14 protein-coding genes and 1 other RNA gene are annotated in these 17499 nt (G+C 36.1%); 10 read left to right on the forward strand and 5 right to left on the reverse strand.

The window, feature by feature from the left end; all coding sequences use genetic code 11:
• Positions 1-44 precede the first annotated feature (44 nt).
• Positions 45-2330, reverse strand: coding sequence for a nitric-oxide reductase large subunit (locus RCG20_RS13750; RefSeq protein WP_308180699.1), 2286 nt, complete (start codon positions 2328-2330; stop codon positions 45-47).
• A gap of 498 nt (positions 2331-2828) precedes the next feature.
• On the opposite strand from RCG20_RS13750, the gene RCG20_RS13755 reads away from it, so the two are divergent.
• The 3 genes from RCG20_RS13755 to RCG20_RS13765 all read left to right on the forward strand — a co-directional run bounded on the left by RCG20_RS13755 (position 2829) and on the right by RCG20_RS13765 (position 5096).
• Entirely contained in the window at positions 2829-3644 is an 816-nt protein-coding gene (locus RCG20_RS13755) for a basic amino acid ABC transporter substrate-binding protein (RefSeq protein ID WP_308180700.1), read from the forward strand.
• A 76-nt stretch (positions 3645-3720) separates the two neighbouring features.
• On the forward strand, positions 3721-4377 hold the full coding sequence (locus RCG20_RS13760) for an amino acid ABC transporter permease (protein ID WP_308180702.1): 657 nt from the start codon (positions 3721-3723) through the stop codon (positions 4375-4377).
• The gene (locus RCG20_RS13765) at positions 4374-5096 is read left to right on the forward strand and encodes an amino acid ABC transporter ATP-binding protein (protein WP_308180703.1); all 723 of its coding nucleotides are present in this window, start codon (positions 4374-4376) and stop codon (positions 5094-5096) included. The genes RCG20_RS13760 and RCG20_RS13765 overlap by 4 nt, the downstream gene beginning before the upstream one ends.
• Before the next feature lie 258 nt (positions 5097-5354).
• On the opposite strand, the gene RCG20_RS13770 is transcribed toward RCG20_RS13765, so the two are convergent.
• Both RCG20_RS13770 and RCG20_RS13775 read right to left on the reverse strand, forming a co-directional pair.
• A complete protein-coding gene (locus RCG20_RS13770; protein ID WP_308180704.1) occupies positions 5355-5615 on the reverse strand; it encodes a zinc ribbon domain-containing protein in 261 nt (86 codons plus the stop codon).
• The gene (locus RCG20_RS13775) at positions 5612-6145 is read right to left on the reverse strand and encodes a hypothetical protein (protein ID WP_308180705.1); all 534 of its coding nucleotides are present in this window, start codon (positions 6143-6145) and stop codon (positions 5612-5614) included. The genes RCG20_RS13770 and RCG20_RS13775 overlap by 4 nt, the downstream gene beginning before the upstream one ends.
• A gap of 144 nt (positions 6146-6289) precedes the next feature.
• Between RCG20_RS13775 and rluF the strand changes: the two genes are divergently transcribed.
• Together rluF and RCG20_RS13785 are read left to right on the forward strand one after the other, a co-directional pair.
• Positions 6290-6997 (forward strand): 23S rRNA pseudouridine(2604) synthase RluF, encoded by a 708-nt coding sequence (gene rluF, locus RCG20_RS13780; protein WP_374120471.1) that lies wholly within the window; start codon positions 6290-6292, stop codon positions 6995-6997.
• 239 nt (positions 6998-7236) lie between these two features.
• Positions 7237-10002: a dynamin family protein gene (locus tag RCG20_RS13785; RefSeq protein WP_308180706.1), complete on the forward strand. Its 2766-nt coding sequence runs from the start codon at positions 7237-7239 to the stop codon at positions 10000-10002.
• A 36-nt stretch (positions 10003-10038) separates the two neighbouring features.
• On the opposite strand, the gene RCG20_RS13790 is transcribed toward RCG20_RS13785, so the two are convergent.
• Both RCG20_RS13790 and ssrS read right to left on the reverse strand, forming a co-directional pair.
• On the reverse strand, positions 10039-11001 hold the full coding sequence (locus tag RCG20_RS13790) for a D-2-hydroxyacid dehydrogenase (protein ID WP_308180707.1): 963 nt from the start codon (positions 10999-11001) through the stop codon (positions 10039-10041).
• Positions 11002-11251: 250 nt separating this feature from the next.
• Positions 11252-11446, reverse strand: a non-coding RNA gene (gene ssrS / locus RCG20_RS13795) — 6S RNA.
• 151 nt (positions 11447-11597) lie between these two features.
• Here ssrS and recQ point away from each other — a divergent pair.
• From recQ to RCG20_RS13820, 5 genes are all read left to right on the forward strand, one after another.
• Positions 11598-13733: a DNA helicase RecQ gene (gene recQ, locus RCG20_RS13800; protein ID WP_308180708.1), complete on the forward strand. Its 2136-nt coding sequence runs from the start codon at positions 11598-11600 to the stop codon at positions 13731-13733.
• Between the two features lie 260 nt (positions 13734-13993).
• The gene (locus RCG20_RS13805; protein WP_308180709.1) at positions 13994-14644 is read left to right on the forward strand and encodes a 5-bromo-4-chloroindolyl phosphate hydrolysis family protein; all 651 of its coding nucleotides are present in this window, start codon (positions 13994-13996) and stop codon (positions 14642-14644) included.
• Positions 14641-15801, forward strand: coding sequence for a toxic anion resistance protein (locus RCG20_RS13810; RefSeq protein ID WP_374120472.1), 1161 nt, complete (start codon positions 14641-14643; stop codon positions 15799-15801). The genes RCG20_RS13805 and RCG20_RS13810 overlap by 4 nt, the downstream gene beginning before the upstream one ends.
• 202 nt (positions 15802-16003) lie before the next feature.
• Positions 16004-16924 (forward strand): ketopantoate reductase family protein, encoded by a 921-nt coding sequence (locus RCG20_RS13815; protein WP_308180712.1) that lies wholly within the window; start codon positions 16004-16006, stop codon positions 16922-16924.
• 193 nt (positions 16925-17117) lie between these two features.
• Positions 17118-17387 (forward strand): DUF3949 domain-containing protein, encoded by a 270-nt coding sequence (locus tag RCG20_RS13820; RefSeq protein WP_308180713.1) that lies wholly within the window; start codon positions 17118-17120, stop codon positions 17385-17387.
• The last annotated feature ends 112 nt before the right edge of the window (positions 17388-17499 follow it).

A 17499-nucleotide genomic window follows, 5' to 3' on the forward strand; every position in this document is an offset into this window, starting at 1 on the left:
TAGGGCCTGTCATCTGAAGTAGATGGCAGGCCCTAGCGCTTCTCTTAAACTTTTTTAGCTTCTGTTTCGGCATAATCTAACCGTTTGTCAGTAACAGACCAGCCTGTTTTAAGCCCAATAATAAACCAAACTAGTGCAAGTGCACCAATTGCAAATATGGTATCGCCGACGATTCTCATCCAAACGAAAAAGTGGACAATATCTCTGGACATGAAAGCAGCAGAACGAGCATACCACATTCCATGCTGTACACTTGCCCAAGTTTGCATGAGCCCAATCGGTAAAAGACTGATTAAGACCATTAAGGCAAGCCCAATATTAATGGCCCAAAATGCAAATTTTAGTGAACCTGTTTTCCAACCTCGTTTAACTGTTAAACCACGCAAGCAGAAAAGCATTAGGCCCATTCCAAGCATCCCATAAACACCAAATAATGCAGTGTGTGCATGGACTGGTGTGGTATTTAGTCCCTGCATATAGTACAACGAAATTGGTGGATTTATGAAGAAGCCGAATAATCCTGCCCCGACTAAATTCCAGAAGGAAACAGCCATGAAGAAATAAATCGGCCACTTGTACTCAGAGACCCATTTTCGAGCACGGCTCCGTGTCAGATTTTCATAGGCTTCAAAGCCGATGAATACAAGGGGAACAACTTCCAATGCACTAAATGTTGCGCCAAAAGCTAGAACACCTGTTGGAGTTCCACTAAAATATAAATGGTGGAAAGTTCCAATGATACCACCGAATAAGAAGATGATTGTAGAGAATAAAACAGATGAAGTAGCTGTTCGAATTCCGAGTAGCCCCATTCTTGTAAACAAGAAGGCCATAACAACAGTTGCAAATACTTCAAAGAAGCCCTCGACCCATAAATGGACTACCCACCAGCGCCAGTATTCTGCCATAGCAAGATTGCTATGTTGCCCCCACATTAAGCCTGGGATATAGAAGACCGGAATAGCTGTAGAAGCAAGTAAAAATAATGCAAGTAAGTGACGACTTTCTTTTAAATTTTTAAATGCTGGCCATATGGCACGAGTTAACAGGAATAGCCATAGAAATAATCCGATAGTAAGGAATATTTGCCAAAATCGGCCTATGTCTGTGTATTCATACCCTTGATGTCCGAACCAGAAGTTTGTTGTTAAATTCATTTGTTGTCTTGTAGCAAGCCATTGTCCAAATAAGGAGCCAACTACAATAATAAGCAAACAAACAAAAAGAATATTAACCCCTAAGCGTTGAAATTTTGGTTCATGACCAGATACTGCGGGTGCAATAAATAAACCTGTTGCAAGCCATGCAGTCGCAATCCAGAAAATTCCTAATTGGGTATGCCATGATCTCGTTACAGCATATGGAATCCAATCAGCAATCGGAAGCCCATAAAAACTGTTGCCCTCAACCTGATAGTGTCCAGTTATTGCCCCAAGACCAACTTGGACAATCCATAAAGCTGCGACTACCCAGAAGTATTTCTGCGTAGCCTTCATTGAAGGAGTTGGTGATAATGCCAGTAATGGATCCCTTTCAGGATAGGATTCCTCCCCTTCGCTTTCTTCATGTTTTTGGCTAGCATAGTACCATGCTAATCCGCCGATTCCTCCAAGAAGTAAAACAAAGCTAATAACTGACCAGATAACCATTTCCCCAGTTGGTTTATTGTCAATTAAAGTTTCATTTGGAAAGTTATTTGTATAGGTAACTTGATCCCCAGGTCGGTTTGTTTCGGTAGACCAAGTGGCCCACCAAATAAAACTAACAAATGATTTAAGGCGAGCAGGATCTTTAATGACATTTTTTGGCATTGCATAAGTATCTCGTAATTTATCCAAAGCAGGATCATCGGAAAATAAAGAAATATAATATTGACCAATATTTTTGATTGCTTCAGCCCTTAAAGGGGATATGACAATTTCTTTACTCTCTTCATTATATGTGTTTTTTCTAATTTCCTTCTTTAACCTTTCCCGCAGAGCTGCTTTTGTTTCATCGTTAAGTGATGAATACTTTTTCCCTTGATCTTTCATAGCCCAAGTATTTAACAACCACATTGATTCACGGTGAAGCCAATCTGCGGTCCAATCAGGTGCAACATATGCCCCATGGCCCCAAATACTACCAAGCTCTTGTCCGCCGATGGATTGCCAAACATTTTGCCCTGTTTGAATATCCTCTTTGGTAAACAGGACCGTTCCATCTGTGGTTACAACCTGTTTTGGTACTGGCGGTTCGGTATAGACGAGCCGTCCTCCGTAGTACCCTAGGATAGCGAATGAAACGATAAATACGATTCCTAAGCTAATCCACAATCGAGTATAACGCATGAATATACACCTCCATTAAATTTCGATGAAAATCAACAACAGATATCGATAAATTAAAAATCATTACATATATCCTTCCCCTTGTTACCAAAAATATTCAGTAATTCATTTAAATGGAAAATAGGATACAAGTAGCCTACCAAATATATAGAAAACTCGCCGATTGGTGAGCCCCCTAAGGGCGACAATTAGGCGTAGTTGCCCTTATGCACTAGCAGAATTTATGGATATAAATTCTGCTTAGCCAATTATAGTAAGCAAAAAATAATCTAGCTGCATAGTCAATGCCGATTCGACGTATTAAATTATTAAAATTGTAAAATAGTAGTTTACTAAAGTTTTTTAATCATTTATGATTGTATATAAATACAAATGATATTATAATAATGTATATTCTCAAAATTATAAATATTATTATAATACAATTAGTATAATGTTTATTTGTAATATTGTAAATATTATAATAATTTTAAAGTAGAAGAAATAGGAGGAAAAGTAATGAAAAAGTTTAATATTTTTATAACAATCATGGTATTATCTCTTGCTTTTATTCTATCAGCGTGTGGAACGACTAAAACAAGTGGGAGCGAAGAAAAGAGCAATGAAATCAAAACTCTGAGAGTCGTAACGGATGCTGCATATGCACCGTTTGAATACATGGATAAAGGTAAAATAGTTGGATTTGATGTAGATTTCCTAAATGCAGTAGCTAAAGAAGCAGGGTATAAGGTTAATATTGAACATGTTGGTTGGGATCCATTGTTTGTTGAATTAAAGGGAAAAACAGCTGATCTTGGAATTTCAGCTATCACAATTAATGATAAACGAAAACAAACCTATGATTTTTCAAATCCATACTTTTTATCTACAAATATGATTCTAGTTCCAGAGGGTAGTACAATTAAGAGTGCTGACGATCTTAAAGATAAAGTTGTAGCAGTCCAAAACGGTACAACAGGTCAGGAAGTTGTTGAAAAAATTCTTGGAACTAATAGTCCAAATGTTAAAAAATTCGAAAATAACAACTTGGCAATTATGGAGCTAAAAGACGGTGGGGCAAAGGCTGTAGTGGCTGATAATACTGTTGTGGAAGCATATGCGAAAAATAATCCAAATGATAAGTTAGTAACTATTGCAGATACTAAAAACTTTTCTAATGAATTTTATGGACTAATGTTTCCAAAGGGTAGCAAGCTAAAAGCTGATTTTGATAAATCGATAGCTAAAGTAATTGATAATGGGACATATACAAAATTATACAAACAATGGTTTAAAGTAAATCCTGATGTAAAAACATTAAAAACACAGCAATAAATGATATTTATAGTGATTGCGTAACTCTCAGACATTGGTAGTTACGCAATTTTCAGTTTAAGAGAGGGGTAAAATGATGGATTTTCGCTGGGACATCGTAGTTGAATATGGTCCTTTTTTTCTAAAAGGGACCATATTAACAATAGGGCTTTCAATAGCTAGTATTTTAATTGGAACATTCCTTGGATTATTAATTGGGCTAGGAAAAATTGTAAGGAATAAATTAATTGCTTTACCATTTAATTTATATATTACTTTTTTCCGTGGAACACCGATGTTGGTCCAAATTTTATTGATTCATTTTGCCGTTGTTCCACTGCTTCTTGGAAAAACGAATGGAATTCTTGCAGCAATTGTAACGCTTTCGCTAAATTCTGCAGCATATATTGCTGAAATTTTCCGGGCAGGGATTCAGTCAATTGATAAAGGTCAAATGGAAGCAGCCCGTTCATTGGGAATGACCCATATACAAGCAATGAAATATGTTATATTACCACAAGCATTTAAAAGAATGATCCCGCCGCTTGGGAATGAGTTTGTTGTGCTAATTAAAGAATCATCATTGGCTTCACTGATTGCTGCGCCAGAACTTATGTACTGGGGTAGAGCGATGCAAGGTCAGTATTTCAGGGTTTGGGAACCGTATTTAACAGTTGCAGTTATTTATCTCTTTTTAACTCTAACTTTAAGCTTCTTGTTAACTCGTCTTGAAAGAAGGTTGGCAACAGAATGATTAAAGTCAAAAATTTAAAAAAGTCATTTGGACATCATGAAGTTCTTTCAGATATAAGTGTTTCAGTTAAACCACAGGAGGTAGTGGTTGTGATTGGACCGTCTGGGTCAGGAAAATCCACTTTCTTGCGATGTTTAAACATGCTTGAAACAATTACTGATGGACATGTTTTAATTGAAGGTGTCGATATTACTGATAAAAAAACTGACATCAATAAGGTCAGGACCGAAATCGGAATGGTTTTTCAACAGTTTAATTTATTCCCGCATAAAACAGTCATTGAAAATATTATGATGGCTCCTATTCGGGTAAGGAAGACGCCAGCAGAAAAGGCAAGAATAAAAGGATTAGAGCTTTTGAAAAAGGTAGGTTTAGAAGATAAAGCGAATGCGTATCCAGATTCACTGTCTGGTGGTCAAAAGCAACGTGTGGCTATCGCAAGGGCCCTTGCGATGGAACCAAACATCATGTTGTTTGACGAACCAACTTCAGCACTCGACCCAGAGATGGTTGGTGAAGTATTAGAAGTAATGAAACAATTGGCCAAGGAAGGTATGACCATGGTGGTTGTGACACATGAAATGGGATTCGCCAAAGAAGTTGGTGATCGTGTTCTCTTCATGGATGGGGGCATTATTGTTGAGGAAAATGAACCAAATAAATTATTTGAAAACCCACAACAAGATCGAACAAAAGCCTTTTTAAGTAAGATTTTGTAGGGAAATCGCCATTGTAAAATGGGCAAACCCGAACTATGAACGCCAAACAAAGGTGTTCATAATTCGGTTTTTTGAGTTTTCTTTAGCTAAGCAGAATTTATATCCATAAATTCTGCTAGCGCATAAGTGCAACTACGCCCAATCATCGCCCTTAGGGGCTCGCCAATCGGCGAGTTTTCTTTAGCTAATTAGGAAAGTATAAGTGCAACTAGGATATCGCCGGCGCCTTAAGGCTTGGCGCTAGCCAAGTTTTCTTTATTATTTTTTCCAGCGCTCAAGCTTATGTATATTCCTTGTAAAAAACCAGGCAACAAATTTAGGCATTCCAAATTTAATAATTTTCTCCTTAACTCGTCCTTTCATTTCTTCAACGGAAATATCAGGTAAGGAAAATTCCCCTTGATTATAACAATGGCTGCAAAATTTAAGGCTTTTTTCTCCGTTTTTCTCCGTCCCTCTGCGTTGTTCATTTTTAGCAAGAGGCATTCCACAGCTTTGGCAATTTTTATATTTTTTCATTTTAAAACTCCTTTTGTGTTTCTTTTATCAAAATCAAAAACATCAACAATTTTATCCGCTTTTACTCGGTTTTGGCAAAGCCTAAACAATTGATCAAAGAATGTTTCAACTTGTAATTTAGATTGAGGAATCATGATTTGAATGGTTGTTGAACCAAAGGTTTGCTTAAAATAAGATTTCCTTTGATCATTTTTTCCATCTCGCTTTAAAGGGATGTACTTCCAGACAAGATGGAGGCCATTTTCCAATTCTTCAATTTGGCGGATCTCTGCGAAAGTTGTTGATTTATCATGAGAGTAAACTACTAAATAATAATTATCATTGCGATGCCAATCGATAAAAATCAAATAATAGCTTGTTTCACTGTCGAGTTTAGTAACTTTGTACCCAGCAATAACTGGTTTTCCATTTGTCCATTGATGAAATCTAGGTAAGGTCCCACTCTTCGTGTCTAGTTTATTAATTTCATAAGTTGACGGGATAGATTCATCAATACATTGGGATAGAAAAATAGCCTGTTCTTTTTCCATGACACGATCTCCTTAGTGTTCTTTAAACACTATTATACGTTGAGAGGAAACGAAAATGGAAGGCAATGCTGTAAAGCCCTTGTAAATAAGGTGAAAGTTTGGCATTCTTTAAATAACAATTCTCAATTTAAAGGTGTGGGTATCATGCGTATTAATAAATATATTAGCGAGTCTGGCAAAGCATCTAGGCGTGGTGCAGATAAATTGATTAGTGAAGGAAGAGTCACTATAAATGGAAAAATTGCAAAAATAGGCAGCCAGGTTGAACCAGGGGATGATGTTAAAGTAAGTGGAGATCCCATTCGGATGGCCAGAAACTATGTCTATATTGCCTTAAATAAACCTGTTGGCATTACTAGCACAACAGAAAAAGGAGTAAAGGGGAATATTGTTGATTTAGTTAATCATCCTTTAAGAATATACAATATTGGGCGATTGGATAAAGAATCAGATGGATTAATCCTCCTTACGAATGATGGAGATATTGTAAATGAAATTTTACGTGCCGAAAATAAACATGAAAAAGAATATATTGTCTCAGTAGACAAGCCAATCACCCCTGCGTTTTTGAAGCAAATGGCAGAAGGGGTGAAAATTCTAAATACAAAAACACTTCCTTGTGAAGTCGTACAGCTTTCAAAATTTGTCTTTCAAATCACTTTAACACAGGGTCTAAATCGCCAAATTCGGCGTATGTGTGAAGAACTTGGATACGAAGTGTATCGATTGCAACGAACTCGAATTATGAATATTCATTTGGGAAACCTACAGCTTGGACAATGGAGAGATTTAACGAAGAAAGAGCGCAACCAATTGTTCCAAGATCTAAACTATGAACCAAAAGAATGGTGAAATTATAGAGGATGGGCCGTGTATTAAATCATCGGTCCATTCTCTTTTTTTTATGGAATGATGATGGAGATGTTCTATTTGTCTCTAAATTGAAATCAAATCGAAACCTCCTGTAAAGAAAGCTTTGGTAGAATAATTCAAATAGGGACCTATAAGGAAAACTTTACACGAATAATATGTAGGAATATATGTATCTCTTTTCCATATGAATAGAATGGTTCACAACAGGGGGGAAAGAAATGACATTAGAAAATCAATTAATCCAGAAGATGTATTATGAAACATTTATGGAAGAAAGCAATAATGGCAACCAGCCAATCCAAGTTCTTGGTGAAGCCTATATGATGGAGCAGAAAAATGAAATGCCGGAACTTTCGTATATTCGCTTTGCCCAGGGTGAAGTTTATTTTCATAATAAGGATTATGAAGCTGCTATTTTTAAATGGGAAAATATCGTTAATGAATTAGAGTCATGGGCGAAAAAGAATACAGCTGATGCCTATTATGAACTTGGGCTACTATCCTCAGCTGAAGATATTTATAAAACGATTGTAACGGATAATCGTATCCTTAATACAGAAGTTGCTTTACAGTTGTTTTCCCTTTACATAGAACGCGGGAAAGTGGATTCTGCCGTAACTGTCATTAAAAAAACAGTGGCTTTAAATCCAGATTATCCTAATGTAACTGATCTTGCACGAGCATTTTTTGAAGAACAGCAGGATTGGAAAAACGCAGTCGAACTTGTAGTCAATGAAGCAATTCGTACTGAATCACTAAAATGGTTTGATAGTGTAAAAGCATATGTTGATCAAGGAGTAACAAAACCGTTAATCCCATCGTATTTTTCTGATGCCTTATTGGTACTGTACGGTTTAGATAAGACGCGTTTTGAACAACTTGTTGTTTCAATTTGGAATAGCTATAAAAATGAGACTGCTTATTTTGCATGGTTAAAAGAAATTAATCATTTACTAATGAATTTGGACCTTAGTCAGGATGTATCGTGGCATGAGCTATCCAATACTTTTAAAGAAACATATTTAGATTTAATTGACGGAAAGCATTTAATAAAAAAATTACAAAATCTTATTCCTAACCTCTTATCCAATTGGCTACGAGTAACTGACCGGATTAGTGCAGTCATCGCGTCAACCGCTGTCTTGTCATGGAGTGAACTTTTTCCATCAAGCATTAGTGATGAAATGATTTCGGAGGCTGAAACCCTTTTTAGAAACGAGAGTAATAACGCTGATGGACTTATTAACAGCCTTCAACTCTTTGATTCAATTATGCAATGGGGAGAAATACATGAGTTGGGAGCCAATCATCGAATAAAATGGATGGTTGACCAATTAACAGACTTTGAAACACAGAACTTCTTAATCGCAGGATTAAATGGGAGTGGAAAGTCTTCTTTTGTTAATTTTGTCCTAGAAGATGAACTATTGCAGGATGCTCCAACAACGTCAGTCGTAGTTTTTAAAGATGATGAGCAGCTAGCTATTGAAGAAATAACGGATTACGAAATTGTAGGGCTTCCTGGCCTATCCGACTTTCATGAAAGAATGGATCGACGAAGGAATGCATTGGAGTCGTTAATTGAATTTAGAAGCCCAATTCCATTTTTGCATAACCAACGTCTTGCGTTTATTGATACTCCGGGATTAAATGGGAGTCAATATGATCGACAAGAAATTTATAAATATTTGCATGTAGCGGACGCAGTCTTATTCGTACTTGATACAAATGCACCATTTACGGATAAGGAACGGACTATTCTTTCACAAATGCATGAGTTAGCACCTGAACTTCCGATCCATTTTCTTTTGAATAAAATGGACACCATTTACAATGAGCAAGAGGCCGTTCGAATCTTCGATGAAACGAAGTCGACCATCAATGACTATTTGCCGAGTGCATTGGTATTTGCCTTTTCTTCACAATATGATCAAACACAACAACTAAGCGACTTAAATGGATTTATCCATTCTATAAAAAATACAAGAAACATTGAGGAAAAACGGTTAGCAAAATTATTGTCTATTATTCGGTCAACGATTACTACATTATTGCAGAAACGCATTAACATTGAAAATCAGTTAGTTGAATCGGTAAGATGGAACGAAGAAATGGCTATTAAATTAAATGGGGCTTTAAATCAACTTCAAGATCTTGAAGTTGAAAAATCCAAGGAATTAACGAAGGATTATCGCTCGATTAAAGAGGCTATTCAGACGGATATCTCGGAAACAATCCCCAAAATGCTCAAAGACTGTTCAAAATTGATTAGCGAAAATAGTAATTTCAGCAAAATCCATATTGAACTGAATGATGAAATGAATAGTAGAATGCAAGATTATCTAGAGAAAAAGGTCTTACCAAATTATTTCAGATCCTTGCAGAATTGGATCAATCACTCCAAAGAACAACTGGAGCAAGGCCAAATGGTTTTGGATGAAATAGGTGAGGGATTCAATGCACTATTTGGGGAAGAGCGAATCAAGCTTAACTTTGACTTTAAGACGATAGACGATTGGAGGCGTGATACGGATCGGATGACTTGTGGATTCCAATTAGAGGAAGTGAATATTTTCTTCCGTAGAACACCATCACAACTCATATTAAAAAGTGCTGGTAAGCTATTTGGTGCATTGTCTCAAAACAAAGCTATGCTCAGTAACAAATATAAATCCTTTGTAGAAAATGAAGATTATTCTGAAGTAACTAATTTAGTCATCAAGCGATTTTTCCAGTCATTTGAATTATTTGAGAAGTCACTTGAGCGAGATATGTCTTGGATATTTAGGAATCCAATGAATATGTTGACTAAATCAATTGAAGATACACGTTTAGAGATTCAAACGAATGAAGAAATGCTTAAGAAAATGAATACGAATCCTGAAATGTATAGGGACCCATTAACACTGTTTGAAGTGAGATTGCGTCAGTTGGAATGGATGAGTTTACCTGCAGATGTTATACAGGCTAATTATAAATACTAAGATAAAAAGGCTGTCAACGCTGGCAGCCTTTTTATTTTAGTATCCTTTAGAATAATCTACCAAATTAATCGTTGGCGTCTTGCTTACAAGATAACTTTTTAAATTTGGGATTAAAATATTTTCAATTACCCGTTGATTATAGTGTTCTGTTGCACCTGAGGCATGAGGAGTAATAATGACGTTTTCCATTTCCCATAATGGGCTGTCAGAATATAATGGCTCTGTCTCGAAAACGTCTAGCCCAGCACCAGCAATTTTTTGCTCTTTTAATGCTTCAACTAATTCGTTTTCAACTACAATTTCACCGCGGCCAATATTGATAAAAAAAGCAGAAGGCTTCATAAGGTTAAACTGCTCGGCACCAAATAACCGAGTTGTTTCCTTTGTGAGAGGAAGCGTGACAACGACGTAGTCACATTTTGGTAGAAGTGTACTTAATTGGTTGGTTGTGTACATCTCATCAACAAACTCTTCTTGTCTACCGGAGTTACGAACACCAAGTACTTTCATCCCAAAAGCTTTAGCAATTTTTGCTGTTTCTTTGCCGATATTCCCGACACCGATAATGCCAATTGTTTTTTCATGCATTTCTAGCTTTAAATGGGAGTGGTCCCATAGTTTTGCTTGCTGATTTTTTACATAGGTATGAAGTTTTCTTGTTAACGCTAGCATAAGCGCGTGGATCGTTTCAGAAATAGGGTATACATGCACTCCATTAGCACTTGTTAAGGAAATAGTTCTTGCTTCAAACTCCTGTAACGGAAAGGAGTCTATCCCTGCACTCCAAGATTGAACCCATTTAAGTTTGGATTCGGGTCCTAAGCAATACTGTTCGAACCCCTTTTTCCACCCGGCAATAATTTCAGCATCCATTAAGTGTTCTTTCCAAATGGTTGGATCTTTGCCAACAATCACTTCCCAATCGGGAATGACTTCTTTAATTTGTGCAATAAAATCTGGAACAATATTTTGTGGGATAACCAATTTCCTCTTCGTCATATAGTACCTCCTAAACTTGTATATCTTAATGTAATGATAGCGGAATTGGAGCAATAGTTTAACTTCTTTTTAAAAAAAAGAGGGAATATTTGTGCTTTTAACGAAATGTTGTTTGGAAGTGAAAAATGTGATTGAAGGAGGTGGAAATAGGCGAATGGATTGTAAATTATTAGATGATCAAAGGATTCAAAAGAAATTCGAATATAAAAATAAAACCAGCTCCCAATAGGAAACTGGCTTGATAACAAATTAATGAGCCGCATTTGCCGTATTTAATATAAGAAAGTTTTAAACCACCACTCCTCAAAGTGGGTGTTCGCAGAAACCATCCTGCATGTCCTCCACGTCGTAAAGACAGAGGCTTGTCATTCCTGTTTCAATTAAAACTCCCTATTACAGCTTAAAGGTTAAAACTTTATTATGAGTACGAACAACGCAGCTTGTACTTAGTATAGTACAATAAATATCGATCTTATACAATAGAAAAAATATCCATTTACCTCAAACCCATACACTTCATTTCATATCGACCCCAAAAGCGATATAATAAAGGAAATTCGTTGCACGGAATGTTTTATTTGAAAGGGGAATTTTCGTTGTTTGAAAAAGCACAGCAATTTTTAAAATCTCATTTTGGTTATTCTTCTTTCCGTAATGGGCAAGAACAAGCTATTCATTCTGTATTAGACAAGAAAAATACAATATGCGTGATGCCAACGGGTGGGGGAAAATCAATTTGCTATCAAATTCCAGCCTTAGTTTTGCCAGGCACTACGATTGTTATTTCGCCCCTAATTTCGTTAATGAAGGACCAAGTGGATGCACTAGTACAGGTAGGCATTCCAGCAACCTTTATTAACAGTTCACTCAGTTTTAAAGAAGCTTATCAACGAATGGGTGAAGCAATAGAGGGAAAGTATAAACTTTTATATATTGCTCCTGAAAGATTGGAATCACATGAATTTATGGAAGACTTAAAGAATATGGAAATTCCATTAGTCGCCGTTGACGAGGCTCACTGTATTTCGCAGTGGGGACATGACTTCCGCCCTAGCTATCGCCATATTCAGAGTCTGATTAGCAGTCTTCCACAACAGCCTAATGTTCTGGCCTTAACAGCAACAGCGACCCCGAAAGTACGGGAGGATATTTGTCATTTACTTGATATAGATGAACAGAACACAATCATCACTGGATTTGAACGGGAAAACCTTTCTTTTTCTGTGATTAAAGGGCAGGACAGGCTTCACTTTTTAAAGGATTATTTGAAAAAGAATGAAAAAGAAGCAGGCATCATTTACGCGGCAACCAGAAAGAATGTTGATCAGCTTTTTGAAAAGCTTCGTAAAGAAGGTATCGATGTTGCTCGTTATCATGCTGGGATGGGTGATGTGGAAAGAAATAACGAACAGGAACGTTTCCTTGAAGATAAAGCGACCGTCATGGTGGCCACCTCTGCATTCGGAATGGGAATTGACAAGTCAAATATCCGCTATGTTATTCACTTTCAATTACCTAAAAACATGGAAAGCTATTATCAAGAGGCGGGCCGTGCAGGAAGGGATGGGCTTGATAGCGAATGTATCCTGCTTCATTCCTCCCAGGATGTTCAGATTCAACGCTTTTTGATTGATCAATCGAGTGATAGAGGGCGTATGAATCAGGAGTTAGAAAAGCTCCAGCAGATGGTTGATTATTGCCATACTGAGAACTGTCTGCAAGAATTTACATTAAAATATTTTGGTGAGACGGAGACTAAAGCCTGCGGCAGATGTGGCAATTGCACTGATTCCAGGACGAGTATAGATGTAACGAAAGAAGCCCAAATGGTCATGTCCTGCGTTATTCGGATGGGGCAGCGATTTGGAAAATTACTCACCTCTCAGGTCCTAACTGGATCAAAAAATAAAAAAATCACAGAGCTTGGCTTTGGCCGCCTTTCCACATATGGAATGATGAAAGAAAAAAGTGCAAAAGATGTAAGTGATTTTATTGAATTTTTAATATCACAGGAACTGATTGGTGTCGAGCATGGGTCATACCCCACTCTCTTCGTGGCTCCAATAGGCAAGGACGTTTTGTTAGGAAAGCAGCAGGTGCATAGAAGAGAGGCAGTCGTAACTAGGAAAGTGTCCAAGAACGATCCATTATTTGAAGAACTTAGAAATGTAAGAAAGCTAATTGCCGAAACCCAAAAGGTTCCGCCATTTGTAATCTTTGCTGATTCCGCGTTAAAGGATATGTGTACCAAGCTACCAAAAACAGATGAGGAATTCCTAAAGGTGAATGGTGTTGGGGAAAATAAACTCAAAAAATATGGTGCTGTATTTATAGATGCAATTAAAGCGTTTGCCGATTCTAATCCAGAACGGGAACAGGAAATGATTATTGAGGAAGTACCAAAGAAGGCTCGGAAAAAGGCTGAAGGTGATTCACATTTAGAAACACTTAAATGGTATCATAGCAACCTAACAGTCATTGAAATTGCTCAAAAACGTGAGTTATCAGTAAGTACAATCGAAAATCACTTGCTACTCTGTGCCCAACAAGGGCTAGGGGTTGATTTTAAAACTCTGATCCCATCCGAATATCTTCCATTATTACAAAAAGCGGTAGAGGAAGCAGGGCGTGAAAAATTAAAACCAATCAAGGAACTTCTCCCAGATGAAATTAGCTATTTTATGATAAAGGGATATCTTTATTTTTTAAGTAAAGATTCAGTGAAAAGTTAAAAACTAGAAGCTAGTAATGACAAAATAGTAATGAACAAGGCTGCATATTTAATTATGTGGTCTTTTTCCATTGGTAAATGTAAATATACGTCTTAAGTCTTAGTGCCTTTTACATTTAAGGTCTATAGAAAGATGGGAGTTTCTCGTTTACTCTAATAATAAGGTCAACTTTGTTTAATCATTTAAAGTGGGTAGCTGAAACCTTATCTAAACAATATCGTAATAAAATAAAGGATTTTTAAGACAGGAGTCGATTTACTATGAATCCGTTTCTCTCAATTATTATTCGCAGCTCCATTGCAATACCTGTTGCTTTCGTTGTTTGGTTAATCAGCTATTTGGGATTTGATCAAACCTTTCTGCTTTCATCAGTCATTTCAGTAAGTGGGGGGATTCTCCTCTCTTATACCGTTAAAATATATTTAAACCATCTTTTTTTAAAAAAACAAAAGCTCACAAGAAAAGAGTATAAATACATTAAAAAAAACTTAGATGAAGCAAAGCAAAGAATTTCACGCTTGCAAAAAGCTTTGTTTTCGTTTCGTCAATATCAGTCAATAAAACAACGAAAAGATCTTATTCTTATTACAAAAAAAATCTACGATATTACTAAAAAAGAACCGAAACGCTTTTATCAGGCAGAAAAATTTTATTTTTCACATTTAGAATCCTTAGTCGAACTCACAGAAAAATATGTTTTTTTATCAAGGCAGCTGAAAAAGACACGAGAACTAGAACAGTCCTTAGATGAAACACGCCAAGCTATTAAAGATCTATCCTTCACCATTGAGAAGGATTTGCATCAGATCATATCTGGAGATATTGAACAATTGAATTTTGAATTAGATGTTGTAAAACATTTAAAATCGAATAAGGATTCCGTAATCCCTAATGAAAGCAGGAAGTTATGATGAACGAAAAAACTAGCTCTGCAATGGATGAACTACTTTCAAACCCATTTGGTGAACAAAAAGAGTTGTTTCATAAAACTGTCATTCAATCACAGGAAGGAAGACCAGTTAGACTGATCGATGTAATTCCAGAAGAAAATAGAGCTAAGGCCTATCAACTTGCAAAACAAATTGATCCGACAAATCATCAAGCGATGATTTCGTATGGTACACCAGCTCAAGGAAAGTTATTGTCGTTTTCTCATTCAATGCTTGAACAAGTTCAAAAAGATGATATCGGAGAAGTAGGAGAGATCATTAGTGATTTAATGAAGAAGCTGAATGATGTAAACCCTGATGAATTAAGTTTGCAAAAACGAACCATCTTTTCACGCATGTTTGGAAAAATATCTAGCTCCATTCAAGAAGTGTTGTCAAAATATCAAAAGACTGGTGCACAAATTGATCGAATCAGTGTTAAGTTAGAACGGAGTAAAAATGTCCTATTGTCAGACATCGAATTACTTGAACATCTTTATGAAACCAATAAAGAATATTTTCATGCGCTAAATATATATATTGCAGCTGGTGAATTAAAACATGAAGAACTAAATGAAAAAACTATTCCAGGCTTGAGAAAATCGGCTGAAGCAACTCAAGATCAAATGAAGTTCCAAGAAGTAAATGACATGATCCAATTTGCTGATCGTTTAGATAAACGTCTTTATGATTTGAAATTAAGCAGGGAAATCACAATCCAAAGTGCACCACAAATTCGTCTAATTCAAAATACAAACCAGACACTCGTTGAAAAAATTCAATCATCAATCATGACAGCTATACCCCTATGGAAAAACCAAGTGGCGATTGCACTAACACTAATAAGGCAACGTCATGCAGTTGAGGCACAGAAGCAAGTGTCAAAAACAACAAATGAGTTACTCTTGAAAAATGCAGAAATGTTAAAAACAAACACAATCGAAACCGCAAAAGAAAATGAAAAAGGCATTGTTGATATCGAAACGTTAAAGAAAACCCAAGAGAGCTTGATTTCTACTCTTGAAGAAACATTGCGAATTCAAGAAGAAGGCCGGAGCAAACGCCGTATTGCCGAAAATGAATTAGCTACAATGGAACACGATTTGAGGAAAAAACTGATCAGCATTAAAGAGAATTAAGCCAAAGTATCGATGAATGTAATTATTTTTAGCGCGTAAAAATGAATATACAATGTTTTCTATACCTTGCTGGTTCACTTTCAGCTAGCTATGGAGATGTAAGGATTGGTGAGGTACGAAAAAAATAACTTACTATTCTTTCTACTGGTAAAAAATTGTTTTATACTAAATGTAAAGGATTTCTAATTGGAGGGGAATGGATTTGAACGTTTTAGTTGTTGGTGCTGGCGCGATTGGTGGATATTTTGGCGGGCGTTTGCTCGAAAAAAACATAGATGTTACTTTCTTAGTCAGAGAGAGAAGAAGAAAGCAGCTTGTAGAACACGGGCTTATTATCGAAAGCGTTAATGGAAATGCATCATTTATGCCAAAAACGATTGTAACAGGAGAAAATGCTGATCACTTTGATGTCATTATACTTTCGACAAAAGCCTATCATTTAGATGGTGCTATTCAAGATATTCAACCATATGTAACTGAAGGCACAGTAATTATGCCTCTATTAAATGGAATCTCACATATTCAGAAACTTTCAGATGTTTTTGGCGAGGAAAACGTAATTGGCGGTCTATGTTCCATTGAATCGACCCTTGATAAAGAGGGGAAAATCCTGCAAACGAGCCCGCTTAATAACCTAGTATTCGGAGAACTCTCTGGTGAGAGGTCTAAACGGATCTTAAAAATGGAAGAAATGTTCAGTGGAACAAAAGTAAACTATAAATTAAGTGAAAATGTAAACCAAGATTTATGGCATAAATATTTATTTATTACGACCATGTCTGGAATTACAACTTTAATGAGATCACCAATTGGCCCTATTCGCGACGAAGAAAGTGGTCGTGAAACACTTAAATGGCTATTGAAGGAAATTATCTCGGTGATGAACCTAGTTCATGCCCCTATTGCTGAGAATATTGAGGATATTCAATTGAAACAAATTGAAGGTTTAGGATATACCATGAAAACGTCGATGCAAAGAGATATGGAAAAATTAATGCCAGTCGAAGCAGATCATTTACAAGGCTATTTATTGGGAATTGCCCGTAAAGAGGGATTGTCAGTTCCAATTTTGCAAGCCGTTTATGCTAATTTGAAAATTTATGAGGAGCAATTATCTAAATAAGAGATTAAAGCTTTTAAACCACAGATAACACTAAAATCACATAACTGAATAATATAGGGATAACAAAAAATGTCAATTATTCACTAAAAGTGAAAGTTAAAAGTGCCCACAAGATGAACTTATAAAAAAGATAAGTCAGGTCTTATGATGGAATAAAAAAATACAATGTGGGTGATAAAGAGGAAGTGAATTAATGGGCTTAACAGTTACATTATGGGTGCTTGGTGGTTACATTTTATTATCGTTACTTTTTTTACCATTTCAATATTCTTATGTTAAGGAATTAAAAGAAATGGATAAGAAACGAAAAGAACAAGGACTTAGTCAAGAGGAAATGTACGATAAAATGAGTTTTGAAGAGCAAGAGTTAAACTTTCACGTACAAGGAAGCATTTTATTTATTGGGGCAAATCTATTTGCGTCACTTTTGTATAACTGGAAACATAAAAATATGGATCTTTAGTTGTTTGTGTTTCATGTGCTTTTTTCATAACTCTCAACCCACTCACCTTCGATTATTTTCTCTATAAAATTATTTTAATATTTTTTACCTTTAAATACTAAAAAAAGAACCA

Origin of the sequence: Neobacillus sp. PS3-40 (assembly GCF_030915485.1) — a bacterium.
Classification (GTDB): domain Bacteria; phylum Bacillota; class Bacilli; order Bacillales; family Cytobacillaceae; genus JAUZPL01.